General features: G+C 54.3%; 18 protein-coding genes. 5 read left to right on the plus strand and 13 right to left on the minus strand.

Features of this window, described 5'->3' with window-relative positions:
* Positions 1-15: 15 nt before the first annotated feature.
* Positions 16-288 (minus strand): PTS sugar transporter subunit IIB, encoded by a 273-nt coding sequence (locus tag ACOTX4_RS07995; protein WP_003861447.1) that lies wholly within the window; start codon positions 286-288, stop codon positions 16-18.
* Between the two features lie 79 nt (positions 289-367).
* On the minus strand, positions 368-811 hold the full coding sequence (locus tag ACOTX4_RS08000) for a PTS sugar transporter subunit IIA (protein ID WP_045331061.1): 444 nt from the start codon (positions 809-811) through the stop codon (positions 368-370).
* Positions 812-1047: 236 nt separating this feature from the next.
* Between ACOTX4_RS08000 and ACOTX4_RS08005 the strand changes: the two genes are divergently transcribed.
* Complete coding sequence (locus ACOTX4_RS08005; RefSeq protein WP_003861441.1) at positions 1048-2067, plus strand: LacI family DNA-binding transcriptional regulator; 1020 nt, start codon at positions 1048-1050, stop codon at positions 2065-2067.
* Positions 2068-2070: 3 nt separating this feature from the next.
* On the opposite strand, the gene yfcD is transcribed toward ACOTX4_RS08005, so the two are convergent.
* From yfcD to yfcF, 3 genes are read right to left on the minus strand one after another with little or no spacing between them, the layout of a single operon-like run.
* Complete coding sequence (gene yfcD / locus ACOTX4_RS08010) at positions 2071-2637, minus strand: NUDIX hydrolase YfcD (RefSeq protein ID WP_006811396.1); 567 nt, start codon at positions 2635-2637, stop codon at positions 2071-2073.
* Positions 2638-2692: 55 nt separating this feature from the next.
* Complete coding sequence (gene yfcE / locus ACOTX4_RS08015) at positions 2693-3244, minus strand: phosphodiesterase (protein WP_017692997.1); 552 nt, start codon at positions 3242-3244, stop codon at positions 2693-2695.
* 56 nt (positions 3245-3300) lie between these two features.
* On the minus strand, positions 3301-3945 hold the full coding sequence (gene yfcF, locus ACOTX4_RS08020; RefSeq protein ID WP_003861435.1) for a glutathione transferase: 645 nt from the start codon (positions 3943-3945) through the stop codon (positions 3301-3303).
* 140 nt (positions 3946-4085) lie between these two features.
* Here yfcF and yfcG point away from each other — a divergent pair, with 140 nt between their 5' ends.
* From yfcG to ACOTX4_RS08040, 4 genes are all read left to right on the plus strand, one after another.
* Positions 4086-4715, plus strand: coding sequence for a GSH-dependent disulfide bond oxidoreductase (yfcG, locus tag ACOTX4_RS08025; RefSeq protein ID WP_003861434.1), 630 nt, complete (start codon positions 4086-4088; stop codon positions 4713-4715).
* A gap of 75 nt (positions 4716-4790) precedes the next feature.
* Positions 4791-5159, plus strand: coding sequence for a dihydroneopterin triphosphate 2'-epimerase (gene folX, locus ACOTX4_RS08030; protein ID WP_003861432.1), 369 nt, complete (start codon positions 4791-4793; stop codon positions 5157-5159).
* Between the two features lie 13 nt (positions 5160-5172).
* Positions 5173-6066, plus strand: coding sequence for a TIGR01777 family oxidoreductase (locus ACOTX4_RS08035; RefSeq protein ID WP_003861430.1), 894 nt, complete (start codon positions 5173-5175; stop codon positions 6064-6066).
* A 44-nt stretch (positions 6067-6110) separates the two neighbouring features.
* Positions 6111-6611, plus strand: a complete 501-nt coding sequence (locus ACOTX4_RS08040) for a GNAT family N-acetyltransferase (protein ID WP_022651543.1) — start codon at positions 6111-6113, stop codon at positions 6609-6611.
* A 140-nt stretch (positions 6612-6751) separates the two neighbouring features.
* On the opposite strand, the gene hisP is transcribed toward ACOTX4_RS08040, so the two are convergent.
* From hisP to cvpA, 8 genes are all read right to left on the minus strand, one after another.
* Positions 6752-7525, minus strand: a complete 774-nt coding sequence (hisP, locus tag ACOTX4_RS08045; RefSeq protein WP_003861426.1) for a histidine ABC transporter ATP-binding protein HisP — start codon at positions 7523-7525, stop codon at positions 6752-6754.
* A 9-nt stretch (positions 7526-7534) separates the two neighbouring features.
* Complete coding sequence (locus ACOTX4_RS08050; protein WP_003861424.1) at positions 7535-8248, minus strand: ABC transporter permease; 714 nt, start codon at positions 8246-8248, stop codon at positions 7535-7537.
* Complete coding sequence (locus ACOTX4_RS08055; protein WP_003861422.1) at positions 8245-8931, minus strand: histidine ABC transporter permease HisQ; 687 nt, start codon at positions 8929-8931, stop codon at positions 8245-8247. The genes ACOTX4_RS08050 and ACOTX4_RS08055 overlap by 4 nt, the downstream gene beginning before the upstream one ends.
* Positions 8932-9019: 88 nt before the next feature.
* Positions 9020-9802, minus strand: coding sequence for a histidine ABC transporter substrate-binding protein HisJ (gene hisJ, locus ACOTX4_RS08060; protein ID WP_045331058.1), 783 nt, complete (start codon positions 9800-9802; stop codon positions 9020-9022).
* 226 nt (positions 9803-10028) lie between these two features.
* Positions 10029-10811 carry a lysine/arginine/ornithine ABC transporter substrate-binding protein ArgT gene (argT, locus tag ACOTX4_RS08065; protein WP_003861418.1) on the minus strand — a complete coding sequence of 261 codons (783 nt, stop codon included), beginning with the start codon at positions 10809-10811 and terminating at the stop codon, positions 10029-10031.
* Between the two features lie 290 nt (positions 10812-11101).
* A complete protein-coding gene (locus ACOTX4_RS08070; protein WP_023314587.1) occupies positions 11102-11671 on the minus strand; it encodes a UbiX family flavin prenyltransferase in 570 nt (189 codons plus the stop codon).
* A gap of 89 nt (positions 11672-11760) precedes the next feature.
* Complete coding sequence (purF, locus tag ACOTX4_RS08075; protein ID WP_008502595.1) at positions 11761-13278, minus strand: amidophosphoribosyltransferase; 1518 nt, start codon at positions 13276-13278, stop codon at positions 11761-11763.
* Positions 13279-13311: 33 nt separating this feature from the next.
* On the minus strand, positions 13312-13800 hold the full coding sequence (gene cvpA, locus ACOTX4_RS08080; protein ID WP_000262116.1) for a colicin V production protein: 489 nt from the start codon (positions 13798-13800) through the stop codon (positions 13312-13314).
* Positions 13801-13857 lie beyond the last annotated feature (57 nt).

Raw genomic sequence — 13857 nt, forward strand, 5'->3', positions numbered from 1 at the left:
CTCGCCTTATCAGGATTATTGTCTTTCGAACCAGGCGCGCAGCTGCGCTTCGAGTTCGTTAATATCGATGATATTGTTGATCACCACCAGCTGGCTTTCCGGCACGCTGGCGCTTGCGGCAATGTCTTTCGCCATTACAAACAGGTCCGCCGCGCCCGGCGTAGCCGAGGAGAGATCGGAGTGTTCAACCTCGGCCTCAATTTCCAGTTTTTTGAGCACCTTTTTAATATTCATTTCGACCATAAAACTGCTGCCCAGGCCGGAGCCGCAAATAGCCATGATTTTCATTGTTATCCCCTTTTTTGAGTAGAGTACGCCCCATCACGCTGATGCGTAATGTTGAGATGAATCGGATTAAATAATTAAATCAGAAGCGATCGATGATGGTTTTTATCTCCTCCAGCGTATTCGCCCGATGTAATTCAGCCATATCTTCGTCGCTGGAAAATAATTCCGCTAAGGCTGAGATCATTTCGATATGGCTATGCTTGTCCGGCGCCGCCAGCATCACAATCACATCGACGGGGTCAAACTCACCGGCACCAAAAGAGACACCCTGTTTCAGTTTTAATAATGACAGGCCAAGTCCTTTCGCCCCTTCTTCCGGTCGCGCATGGGGCATTGCCAGCCCTGGAGCCAGCACATAGTAGGGACCTAACGTGTGATGCTTCTCGATGATAGCCGTGACATATTCCGGCACAATGACCTGCAAATCCAGCAGCGGTTTCGCGCACAGTTCCAGCGCCTGGGGCCAGCTTTCAACGCTATCCTGTAGGATGATGGTTGTATCATATATCCACTTTTTGAGCATTTTTCACTCCCGCTAAAGACAAGACATGGGCAAACTCTATTCAACCCATCAATTAATGACTGCGATCGCGATCACAAAGATAGCGCTACCAACAACTAACATGCAGAACTGTGATAGCGCTATCAAATTACTATCATGGTGCGAAATCACAGCAAAAAAAGGGATTTAAGGCGTATACTGCCTGTCACGTAAAATGAAGGATGAAACTGAATCGCGTCCTGTCAGCAGGAAGATGTATGTCTTTAACCCGAAAACGGCGCAGTACCGGAAAAGTAACGCTCGCGGATGTCGCGCAGCTTGCCGGCGTCGGCACGATGACTGTTTCCCGTGCCCTCCGCACGCCCGAACAGGTTTCCGATAAACTGCGTGAAAAAATTGAAGCCGCGGTGCAGGAGCTGGGATACATGCCCAATCTTGCCGCCAGCGCACTGGCATCGGCATCGTCATGGACGATTGCGATGGTTGTACCCAATCTTTCCGAAGCTGGCTGTTCCGAGATGTTCGCCGGGCTACAGCAGGTGCTCCAGCCAGCCGGATATCAGATCATGCTGGCGGAATCTCAGCATCGTCTTGAACAGGAAGAGAAACTGCTTGAAACGCTGTTGGCCTCGAACATCGCCGCGGCGATACTGCTCAGCGTCGAGCACTCTGATACCGTGCGACACTGGCTAAAAAATGCCTCTATCCCGGTGATGGAAATGGGTGCAATGCGTGCCGATCCGATTGATATGAATATCGGGATTGATAACGTCGCCGCCATGTATGAACTTACCGAGATGGTGATTCAGCGCGGCTACCAGAATATCGGCCTGCTGTGCGCTAACCAGGAACAGTGGATTTTTCAGCAGCATTTGCAGGGCTGGTACAAGGCGATGCTGCGCCACCACCTGGCGCCGAACAGAGTGATTAATGCCGCCATGCCGCCGAACTTCTCCACCGGCGCGGCACAATTGCCAGAGTTCCTGCTGGCGTGGCCGGAGCTGGATGCGCTGGTGTGCGTGTCAGATGAACTGGCCTGCGGCGCGCTGTATGAATGCCAGCGTCGGCGCATCAAGGTGCCGGACGATTTAGCGGTCGTAGGTTTTGGCGACAGCGACGTCAGTCGCGTCTGTCAGCCGCCGCTGACGACGATGGCAGTACCGCATCGCAAGATTGGGATTGAAGCCGGGAAAGCGTTACTGGAACGTCTTAATGACGGAGACTGGCGCGACCATAAACCCATCGCGTCCAGCCTGTGTCTGCGGGAAAGCTGTTAAGGCTTACTCAGCCTCTTCCTCTTTTTCCGCCTTATTTTCCGGTTTAGCGGATTCGTTTTTGGCGTTGCGGGTCATCCACAGCGCCAGTGCTTTAAGGGAATCCGGTGTGAATTCGTCGCAACGCGCGGTGATCTCTTCCGGCGTCATCCAGCATACTTCGCTCACTTCCTCTTCCTGCAAGGCGAAAGGCCCATGGGAAACGCAGCTAAACAGGCCGCCCCAGACGCGACAATGCTCATCTTCGAAATAAAACTGGCCGTGCTCGGCAAACGGCACGCCAGCGATACCTAACTCTTCTTCCGCTTCACGACGCGCGGAATCCAGCAGCACTTCATCGGCCTGCACGACGCCACCCGCTGTGGCATCCAGCATACCAGGAAGAAAATCTTTGGTGTCGGTGCGACGCTGGACCAGAATCTTGCCCATGCCGTCATGAACAACGATGTACGTCGCGCGGTGACGCAGACGCTCCGCACGCATTTGTTCGCGGCTGGCCTGCGCGATCACTTCATTTTCTTCGCTGACAATGTCAACCCATTCAGTACTTGCCAAATGATTCTGCTCCACCATCGGGAAACCTTCTCGTCTAAGCGCTCTTTCGGCGCGTTTGCAGTTGTGGTGTAACTTACGGATTAATCGCTATCTGCGCAATAACTTGCTGATCATTAAGTGCGATAACGCTTAATGTCCCGTCTTCATACATGCCGTAGCTTGCCGGGTTGCCGCCTTTAGGAATGCTGACAGACCCGGGGTTAAAGTGATAAAACGCCCCGCGCTTTTCCGCCACCGGAATATGAGTATGACCATAAACCAGGACATCGCCAGCGGCGAGTGACGGCAGGTTATCCGGGCCGAACAGGTGCCCGTGGGTCAGGAACAAACGGCTGTTTTCCATCAACACCTGTTGCCAGGGCGCGGTAATGGGAAAATGCAGCAGCATCTGGTCAACTTCACTGTCACAGTTGCCGCGAACGGCTATAATGCGCGAGGCAAAATGATTAAGTTTTTCCGCCACCTGCGCGGGAGCATAGCCTTCCGGCAACGCATTGCGTGGGCCGTGGTTTAGCACATCGCCCAGGATCACCAGCCACTGCGCCCCGCTTTGGGCGAACAGAGAAAGCACGCGTTCGGTCGCGGGCAGCGATCCATGAATATCCGACGCAAACATCAGTTTCATCAGTTACTCCTCGGGAATACAGACTGCCCCTATCATACCTCAAGCGTCCCGTCTTATCAGCCCGCGCGCTTAGCAGAGAGTGCCAGATAGCGCTGTACCGACGCGCGTTGCCACTGGAATGTGGCGTAATCCACCAGCAGTTGTGGGACGTCATCCCCGTTGAGGATCAGGCGATTGAGCATCAGCGCCAGATCGGTGTCGGCAATACACCACTCGCCAAACAGGTTGGGGTTACCCTGCGCCAGCAGCGATGACGCAGTTTCAATCAGCTTCCGGGCGCTGGATAAGCCTTCCTCACTGAGGGCGGGCTTTTTGACGCCAGCGAACACCACGTCCGTGGAGCGTTCTGTGCGAATCGGCACCAGGTCGCTACGCAGCCACGCCTGGATCTGGCGGGCGCGGGCGCGCTTTTGCAGATCGTGAGGATAGATGCGTTCCCACTCAGGCGGGGCAAATCGGTCCTCAAGGTACTCGTCAATCGCCGAAGATTCACTCAACTCAAAACCGTCGATCTCCAGCACAGGGACTCGGCGAGTGAGCGCGTAGCCCTGCCACTGAGGCTTCAGGTGTTCGCCGCTGTCCAGGTCAACGGTTTTCAGAGTAAAAGTAAGCCCCTTTTCTGCCAGCGCCACATAAACGCTCATGACATAAGGAGAAAAAAAGTTCGCATCGGACCACAACGTTATTACAGGCTGGCTCATAACATCCTCTTCGGCTGATCGGTCTTCACTCAACATATAATCTCTTTGCCTCGCTGTCACTTGATGAAAACTCACGATTTACAACAAGCACCTATACTGATTTTTCATGGCAACACTATTCGCACTGACAGGAGTTGAGAATGATAGATCTCTATTATGCCCCCACCCCTAATGGCCATAAGATCACACTCTTTCTTGAAGAAGCCGAAGTGGACTACCGGATCATTCGCGTGGATATCAGTAAAGGCGACCAGTTCCGCCCCGTTTTTCTGGCCATCTCGCCCAACAATAAAATTCCGGCCATCATTGATAACCTGCCCTCTGACGGCGGCAAACCGTTAAGCCTGTTTGAGTCCGGAGAGATTTTGCTCTATCTGGCAGAGAAAACCGGCAAGCTCCTGAGCGGTGAGTTGCGCGAGCGTCATCACACGCTGCAATGGTTATTCTGGCAGTCGAGCGGCCTCGGGCCGATGCTGGGGCAGAATCACCACTTTACGGCCTATGCGCCGCAGACGATCCCTTACGCCATTGAGCGATATCAGGTCGAAACCCAGCGCCTGTACGGGGTACTGAACCGTCGGCTGGAAAAATCACCGTGGCTGGGAGGTGAGCATTACAGCATCGCAGATATCGCCTGCTGGCCGTGGATCAATACCCATGAACGCCACCGGATCGACCTGGCCACTTATCCGGCGGTGAACAACTGGTTTGAGCGCATCCGGACCCGCCCGGCCACCGAACGCGCCATGCAAAAAATCCATCAGATTTGATCCTGCGCCCCGTTGGGTGCAGGTGTTCTCCTCATGTATGATGAGGTGAAAATACTGACACGGAGAAGACCTGCAATGTCCCAGCATGACGCTATTATTCGTATAAAAAACTTACGCTTACGCACGTTCATTGGTATCAAAGAGGAGGAGATCGCGAATCGCCAGGATATCGTGGTGAATGTGGTGATCCACTACCCGGCAGACAAGGCGCGCGCCAGCGAAGACATCAATGACGCGTTGAACTATCGCACGATCACCAAAAGCATCATCCAGTACGTAGAGAACAACCGTTTTGCGCTACTGGAAAAATTAACTCAGGATGTGCTCGACATCGCACGCGAACACCACTGGGTCACTTATGCTGAAGTGGAGATCGATAAACTTCACGCACTGCGCTACGCCGACTCCGTCTCCATGACGTTAAGCTGGCAGCGCCAGGCGTAAACCTGGAGGTTGTATGAAGATCCTGCTCACCGGCGGTACGGGCCTGATTGGTCGCCATCTCATTCCACGTTTGCAGGCGTTGCATCACGACATTACCGTGGTCACGCGCAGCCCGGAGAAAGCGCGCCAGGTGCTGGGCACCGGCGTTGAGATCTGGAAAGGCCTTGCGGAAAGGCAGGATCTGAACGGCTTTGACGCCGTCATCAACCTTGCAGGCGAACCAATCGCCGATAAACGCTGGACCGAAGAGCAAAAACAGCGTTTATGCAGCAGTCGCTGGAATATGACCGAAAGGCTGGTTGAGCTGATTCGCAACAGCGAGACGCCGCCCTCGGTGCTGATTTCAGGCTCTGCTACAGGCTACTATGGCGATCTTGGTGAAGTGGTGGTGACCGAAGAAGAGCCGCCGCACAACGAGTTTACCCATAAACTCTGCGCCCAATGGGAGCGTATCGCCTGCGGGGCGCAGAGCGATAACACCCGCGTCTGCCTGCTGCGCACCGGCGTGGTGCTTGCTCCGAAAGGCGGTATTCTCGGTAAAATGTTGCCGCCGTTTAAAATGGGGCTTGGCGGGCCCATCGGAAACGGTCGTCAGTATCTGGCGTGGATCCATATCGACGATATGGTCAACGGTATTCTCTGGCTGCTGGATAACGACCTGCGTGGGCCGTTTAACATGGTCTCTCCGTATCCGGTACGTAATGAGCAATTTGCTCATGCCCTGGGTCATGCCCTGCATCGCCCGGCGGTGCTGCGCGTGCCTGCGACGGCGATTCGTCTGCTGATGGGTGAGTCTTCGGTGCTGGTACTGGGCGGGCAGCGCGCGCTGCCAAAACGGCTGGAAGCGGCCGGGTTTACGTTCCGCTGGTATGACCTGGAAGAGGCGCTGGGGGATGTGGTGCAGTGAATATGTTAGAGTTATACGCCATGTCTGGATGATATGGCGTAACTATGGCAACCATCACCACAACCCGGCTTAACCTCACCCCTTTCGAACCTTCTGACTGGGCATTCTTCCGCTCTCTGCGCGAAGACCCCGCCATCATGCGCTATATGGCCGCTATTACACCGGAAAAAGAGACGCGCCGCGTATTTGCCGCACGCCTGATGGCGGAGCATGTCTTTGTAATCCGTCTGCATAACGACGTTAAGCCGCTCGGGGATATCGGCCTGCAAATCAGTGCGGCGAACCGTGAAGAGGCGGATATTGGCTACACGGTTGTGCCTGCCGCGCAGGGAAAAGGCATTGCCAGCGAAGCGCTGCGCGCGGTGTGTGAGTATGCATTTAACCAGACGGGCGTGAAGGCGATAAACGCGTACGTGCTGGCGGATAACGTCGGGTCGGTGCGGGTCCTTGAGAAAGCGGGTTTTGTGCGCACGCAGGTGCTGGAGAAGGCGTACGAGATTAACGGCGTACGGTATGACGACTGGGTGTATCGGCTCGAGTGTTGAATGCCGGGCGGCACTGCGTTTGCCCGGCCTACGGTTTTTGTAGGCCCGGTAAGCGAAGCGCCACCGGGCAATTGGGCGGCTCTGCGGCCTGATGCCCTCACCCCGGCCCTCTCCCACAGGGAGAGGGAGAAAGGCCAAACCTACTTCAACGAGCCTTTCAGGAACTGCTGCAAACGCGGGCTTTGCGGGTTCGCCAGCACCTCGTCCGGATGACCCTGCTCTTCAATCTTGCCCTGATGCAGGAAGATAACGTGGTTAGAAACGTTACGGGCGAAGCCCATCTCGTGCGTCACCACCACCATTGTTTTGCCCTCTTCCGCCAGCTTCTGCATGATGCGCAGCACTTCGCCAACGAGTTCAGGATCCAGCGCGGAAGTCGGTTCGTCAAACAGCAACACTTCCGGCTCCATCGCCAGCGCACGGGCGATAGAAACACGCTGCTGCTGCCCCCCTGACAGGTGCACCGGATATTTGATCTGCTGCCGCTCGTCGATCCCCACTTTCGCGAGGTATTTGACCGCACGCTCGCGGGCTTCCTGCTTGCTTAAGCCGAGCACCTGAACCGGCGCTTCCATCACGTTCTCCAGCACCGTCATGTGGCTCCAGAGATTGAAGTGCTGGAACACCATTGTCAGACGCGTACGCAGCAGGCGCAGCTGATTTTTATCCGCCACTTTAAGCTGGCCGTCTTTATCACGGACCATGTTGATGTTCTGTCCGCTCACCACAATCGACCCTTCGCTCGGCTTTTCGAGGAAGTTGATGCAGCGCAGGAAGGTACTTTTACCCGAACCTGATGAGCCGATAATACTGATCACGTCGCCCGCGTTAGCCTCCAGCGACACCCCTTTCAGCACTTCATGTTCGCCGTAGCGCTTGTGCAAATCAATTACGTTTAATTTGTTCTCAGCCATCATAAATTCTCAGTGCGTCGACGGTTTTATATGCTGCAACCAGCGTTTTTCAGCCTTACGGAACAGGCTGATCAGGACGTAAGAAATGATCAAATAGAGCACTGCTGCAATGCCAAACGCCGTAAACGGCTGGTAGGTGGCAGAGTTAATATCGCGGGCAATCTTTAACAGATCCGGTACCGTGGCGGTAAACGCCAGTGCCGTCGAATGCAGCATTAAAATCACTTCGTTGCTGTACGCCGGCAGCGCAATACGCAGCGCCGAAGGCAGAATAATACAGCGGTAGAGCTTCACGGACGAGAAGCCGTACGCGCGCGCCGCCTCGATCTCACCGTGCGGCACAGAACGGATGGCCCCGGCAAAGATCTCGGTGGTATAGGCGCAGGTATTGAGGGTCAGCGCCAGCACCGTACAGTTCAGACCGCTGCGGAAGAACGCATTCAGCATTTCAGTGCCTTTTACGATCTCAAGCGTGTACATCCCGGAATAGAACACCAGCAGCTGTACGTACAGCGGCGTACCGCGAAACACGTAGGTGAACAGCCAGATAGGGAACTGAATAAATTTATTGTTCGACACGCGGCCAATGGCAAGAAACACCGCCAGAATGCCGCCCATTACCACCGAGGAGATCAGCAGCCACAGCGTGATCGCCACGCCAGTAAAGCGGTAGCCATCCGTCCAAAGCAGGGATTTCCAGTACTCCTGAATAATCTCAATCACAGGTCAGCCCTCTTCACACCCACGGAGTAGCGACGTTCAAGCAGAAGCAGCACACCATTGGAGACGGTCGTAAAGACCAGATAGATTAGGCCGCAAACCACCGCAAAATAGAACGGTTCCCAGGTGCTTTTACCTGCCAGCTGCGTGGCCTTCACCACATCTTCCAGACCCAGCAGGGAGACCAGCGCCGTTGCCTTGAGAATAACCTGCCAGTTGTTCCCGATGCCCGGCAGCGCGTAGCGCATCATGGCCGGGAACATGATCCGGCGAAACGTTTGTGAGGAGGTAAAACCGTAGGCGGTCGCCGCTTCAATATGCCCTTTCGGCACGGCCATGTAAGCGCCGCGGAAAGTCTCAGTGAAATAGGCACCGTAGATAAAACCAAGGGTAATAATACCGGCCACCATCGGGTCGATATCGATCTGCTCCATGCCGATGGCATCCGTTACGCCGTTAAGTGCGATTTGCAGGCCGTAAAAGATCAGCAGCATCAGCACCAGGTCAGGCACGCCGCGAATCAGCGTGGTATAGCCTTCAAATATCAGCGCCAGCGGTCTGTTGGCGGATAATTTTGCCCCCGCGCCCGCCAGGCCTATCAGCACCGCCAGCACCACGGAGCTGATAGCCAGCTCAAGGGTGACAAGCGCGCCCTGTAAAATAACGCCAGAAAATCCGTACAGCATACCGCGTGCCCTGTCGTCTCGTGAGTGGTGGAACCGTGTCTTTTCCCCTCCCGGAACGGGAGGGGCCGCACGTTATCAGACGGGGCGATTAGCCGCCGTAAACATTAAAATCGAAGTACTTTTTCGCCAGCTTGTCATAGGTGCCGTCCGCGCGCATCTCGGCGAACGCTTTGTTCAGGGCTTGACGCAGTTCGTTGTCTTCTTTACGCAGGCCCATACCGGTGCCAACGCCAAAGAGTTTTTCGTCCTTAATGGACGGACCGCCGAACTTGTAATCTTTACCCACAGGCTGTTTCAGGAAACCTTCGCTTGCCGCCACTTCATCCTGGAATGCTGCATCAATGCGGCCTGCCGTCAGGTCTGCGTAGATGTTTTCCTGACCCTGGTAAGAGACAATTTCAATCCCCTTTGGCGCCCAGTGCTCGTTGCCGTAGGTTTCCTGCGTAGTACCCTGCAACACGCCCACGCGTTTGCCTTTCAGAGATTCAAGGGTTGGCTGAATGTCAGAGGATTTCGCCACCACCAGACGTGAGTCCGCCGCGTAGAGTTTGTCCGTGAAGGCAATCTCCTGCTGACGTTTTTCAGTGATGGACAGGGAGGACATGATCACGTCAATTTTCTTCGCTTTCAGGGACGGGATCAGCGCATCCAGCGGGTTTTCAACGTAGGTACATTGCACTTTAATGCGTTTGCACAGCTCGTTAGCCAGATCGATGTCAAAACCGACCAGTTCTCCCTTCGCATTCTTCGATTCGAAAGGTGCATAGGTTGGGTCAGTTCCAATACGAATTTTCTGCGGAATTGCTGCGAATGCCGCGGTGGCGCTGGAAAAAGCCAGTACCAGAGAAAGTGACAACACCAGTTTTTTCATATCTGTCCTCAACAAACTGTCTTAATACGAGATTTTTACGACGACGGGGTGTTGTTAATGTGCCATTAATCCCCTCATTCAGGCAAAGATTAATGCCTTTGTACGGGAATTTTTGCATTATAAATGCTTAACTATGCACACAGCGATCCAGCATGGTGCATGCGTTGCACCATACTGGAACACAACCCCACAGAGATGCACCACTTCAGTGCATCTCATTCAGGCATTAATCACCGTAGACGTTGAAATCGAAGTATTTCTTCGCCAGTTTGTCGTAGGTACCGTCTTTACGCAGCTCATTAAACGCTTTGTCGAAGGCGGCTTTCAGCTCGGTATCATCCTTACGCAGGCCAATACCGGTACCGTCGCCAAAGTATTTTTTGTCTTTTACCGACGGGCCGGCAAAGGCGTACTCTTTACCCGCAGGCTGTTTCAGGAAGCCTTCGCTCGCGGCGACTTCATCCTGAAACGCGGCATCCAGACGGCCTGCCGCCAGGTCAGAGTAGATCAGATCCTGGTTCTGGTAAGCCACCACATCGACGCCCTTCTCGCGCCAGTTTGCATTGGCGAAACCTTCCTGGGTCGAGCCCTGAAGCACGCCAACATGTTTGCCTTTCAGCGAGTCGATGGTCGGCTGGATTGGCGAGCCTTTCGCGGCAATCAGACGTGAGTCGGCAGCGTAGAGCTTCTCAGAGAAGGCAATCTCCTGCTGACGTTTTTCCGTGATGGAGAGAGAAGAGATAATGGCATCAATTTTCTTGGCTTTCAGCGACGGGATCAGCGCGTCAAAGTCACTGCCCACCCATGTGCATTTCACTTCCATGCGTTTGCACATCTCATTTCCCAGATCGATATCAAACCCCACGAAGTCGCCTTTCGCATCCTTGGAGGAGAATGGCGCGTAGGTTGCGTCTGTACCGATACGAACTGTCTGTGGAAGCGCTGCATAGCTACTTGCTGCCGCACTCAAGCCCACGAGCAAAGACAGAGCCAGAACCGTCTTCTTCATACATTTACCCTCAAGAACCGTGATTTTATTATGGTTTATGTTGTGTGTTGTGTTGCAGGCTGCTCTTGCAGGTCTTATGCCACATTGTCGTCGGGATAAAACTACGACGTTAAATATGTTAATAAAACGTTGCGATACTGCCTTAATGGTGAAAGATAGCAGGTCTGCCGAACGAACCGGAAAGAGAAAAAAGGAAAAAGCGAATTAAATGTCGAGGATATGATCGCGGTTGCAGTTTTGCCCTGAAACAGGGCAAATTGTCTTTTCATGCACCTTGTTTGTGCACAGCTTCACGCCCCCTGCCAGCGGGTAAAGAGATCTTCCGGCAGGTCGATATCGAACTGATCCAGCACGCGGTTAACGGTCTGGTTGATGACATCATCCAGCGTTTGCGGACGATGATAGAACGCGGGGACCGGCGGCATAATCACGGCCCCCAGTTCGGCTGCCTGCGTCATTAAACGCAGATGTCCCAGGTGCAGCGGCGTTTCCCGCACGCAGAGCACCAGAGGACGACGCTCTTTCAGCACCACATCCGCTGCACGCGTCACCAGCGTGTCGGTATAGCTGTTTACAATGCCGGAAAGGGTTTTAATCGAACAGGGCAAAATAACCATGCCGGCCGTTTTAAACGAGCCCGAAGAGATGCTGGCGGCGATATCGCGGGCATCGTGGACAACGTCAGACAGGGCCTGAACGTCGCGCAGAGAGAGATCGGTTTCAAGAGAGAGGGTCTGACGCGCCGCCTGGCTCATCACCAGATGGGTTTCTACGCCTGCAACGTCACGCAGCACCTGTAACAGCCGGACGCCATAAATCGCGCCGCTGGCACCGCTGATCCCTACAATGAGTCGTTTCATGATTTTCGCCCTTGCTGATTTCAGGGCAGACTGTGCAGGATTTTACGGGGAGTTGCAAGTGAGGGCGAGCGCCCTCACCTGCATACGCATCAACCTTCGTTGTGCATCTCTAAGCTTTCGAGATCGTTTTGCAGCTGGACGGCTTTCGCATCGTCGTTACGCAGAGAATCCAGATAGTCGAGATACTGCTGGTCAACGTCTTTCGTCACGTAGATCCCATTGAATACCGAGCATTCGAACTGCTGAATATCCGGGTTCTCAGCGCGCACCGCGTCGATCAGATCGTTCAGATCCTGGAAAATCAGACCGTCGGCACCGATGATCTGCCGGATTTCGTCTACTTCACGACCGTGAGCAATCAGCTCGTTAGCGGTTGGCATATCAATGCCATACACGTTCGGGAAGCGAATTTCCGGCGCTGCGGAGGCAAGATACACTTTCTTCGCCCCGGCCTCACGCGCCATCTCGATGATCTGCTCAGACGTCGTGCCGCGCACAATAGAGTCGTCCACCAGCAGCACGTTCTTGTCGCGGAACTCGGCGCGGTTAGCGTTCAGCTTACGACGTACTGACTTACGACGCAGCTGCTGGCCCGGCATGATAAAGGTGCGGCCCACGTAGCGGTTTTTCACGAAGCCCTGACGGTACGGCTTGTCCAGAATACGGGCAATCTCCAGCGCGATATCACAGGAGGTTTCAGGGATTGGGATGACGACGTCGATGTCGAGATCGTCCCACTCGCGGGCAATCTTCTCGCCCAGCTTCGTCCCCATATTGACGCGCGCGCTGTAAACGGAAATCTTGTCGATGAACGAGTCCGGACGCGCGAAGTAAACGTATTCGAACAGGCACGGGTTGCTCACCGGATTGTCGGCGCACTGACGGGTAAACAGCTGGCCCTTCTCAGTGATGTAGACCGCTTCGCCTGGCGCGACATCACGCAGGAATTCGAAGCCCAGAGTATCCAGCGCCACGCTTTCGGAGGCAACCATGTACTCGGAACGGCCATCGCCGAGATCACGTTTGCCGAGCACCAGCGGGCGAATGCCGTTTGGATCGCGGAAGGCTACCATGCCATGACCGATGATCATCGCCACGCAAGCATACGCGCCACGGATCTGGCGATTAGTCGCGGCAACGGCAGCAAAAATGTTGTCTGCTTCCAGCGGATAATGGCGGAAGTTATCCAGCTCGCTGGCAAAGATATTGAGCAGGATTTCAGAATCAGAGGTGGTGTTAATGTGGCGACGTTTCTCTTCAAACAGCTTTTTACGCAGCTCGTGGGCATTGGTCAGATTGCCATTGTGGGCAAGCGTGATGCCATACGGGGAGTTAACGTAAAAAGGCTGAGCCTCAGAGGCGCTGGAACTGCCAGCAGTAGGATAACGAACGTGACCGATCCCCATATTACCTTGCAGACGCTGCATATGGCGGGCTTCAAATACATCGTTTACCAGGCCGTTCGCCTTGCGTAAACGGAAGCAGTTGTTTGCATCAATGGTGATGATACCCGCAGCATCCTGCCCACGGTGCTGAAGCACCGTTAACGCGTCATAAATCGACTGGTTTACCGGCATGAAACCGGCGATACCGACAATACCGCACATTCGTCTTTTCCTCGTTAAGCCACATCTCAGGGTTTATGCCCTGGGCAAGAAACTCGACGAGCTTTGCAGATAGTCAAAGAACCATCTGATGATGAAGCTGAACTCCGGAATGAGCTGCGATTTTTGCCAGTCTTCACTTTTGGAGAACCCGGTAAAGGTATCCAGGAAGAACAGGATCGCGGCCACAATGAGCACGCCTCGCAACGCGCCGAAACAGATGCCGAGCACCCTGTCCGTTCCTGACAGACCGGTTTTCTCGACCAGCTGACCTATCACGTAATTGACGATAGCGCCGACAATCAGCGTCGCGATAAACAGCACCGCGATGGCGATTCCGTTTCGGACCAGTTCATCTTCAAAGCCCGTGAACCAGACAGACAGGTAAGTGTAGTAATGACTGGCAACAAAGAAAGCACAACCCCAGGTTACCAGCGATAACGCTTCACGAACAAAGCCACGGATCAGGCTAACCAGACAGGAAAAACCAATCACCGCAATGATGGCGTAATCAATCCAGACCATATGTGTCCCACGATTTAACGCCCTGTCATCCAGTTCGGGGCGAATTCTAACAGAAAA

This window comes from Enterobacter cloacae complex sp. IR5459, from assembly GCF_049238005.1.
In the GTDB taxonomy this organism is placed as follows: domain Bacteria; phylum Pseudomonadota; class Gammaproteobacteria; order Enterobacterales; family Enterobacteriaceae; genus Enterobacter; species Enterobacter hormaechei_C.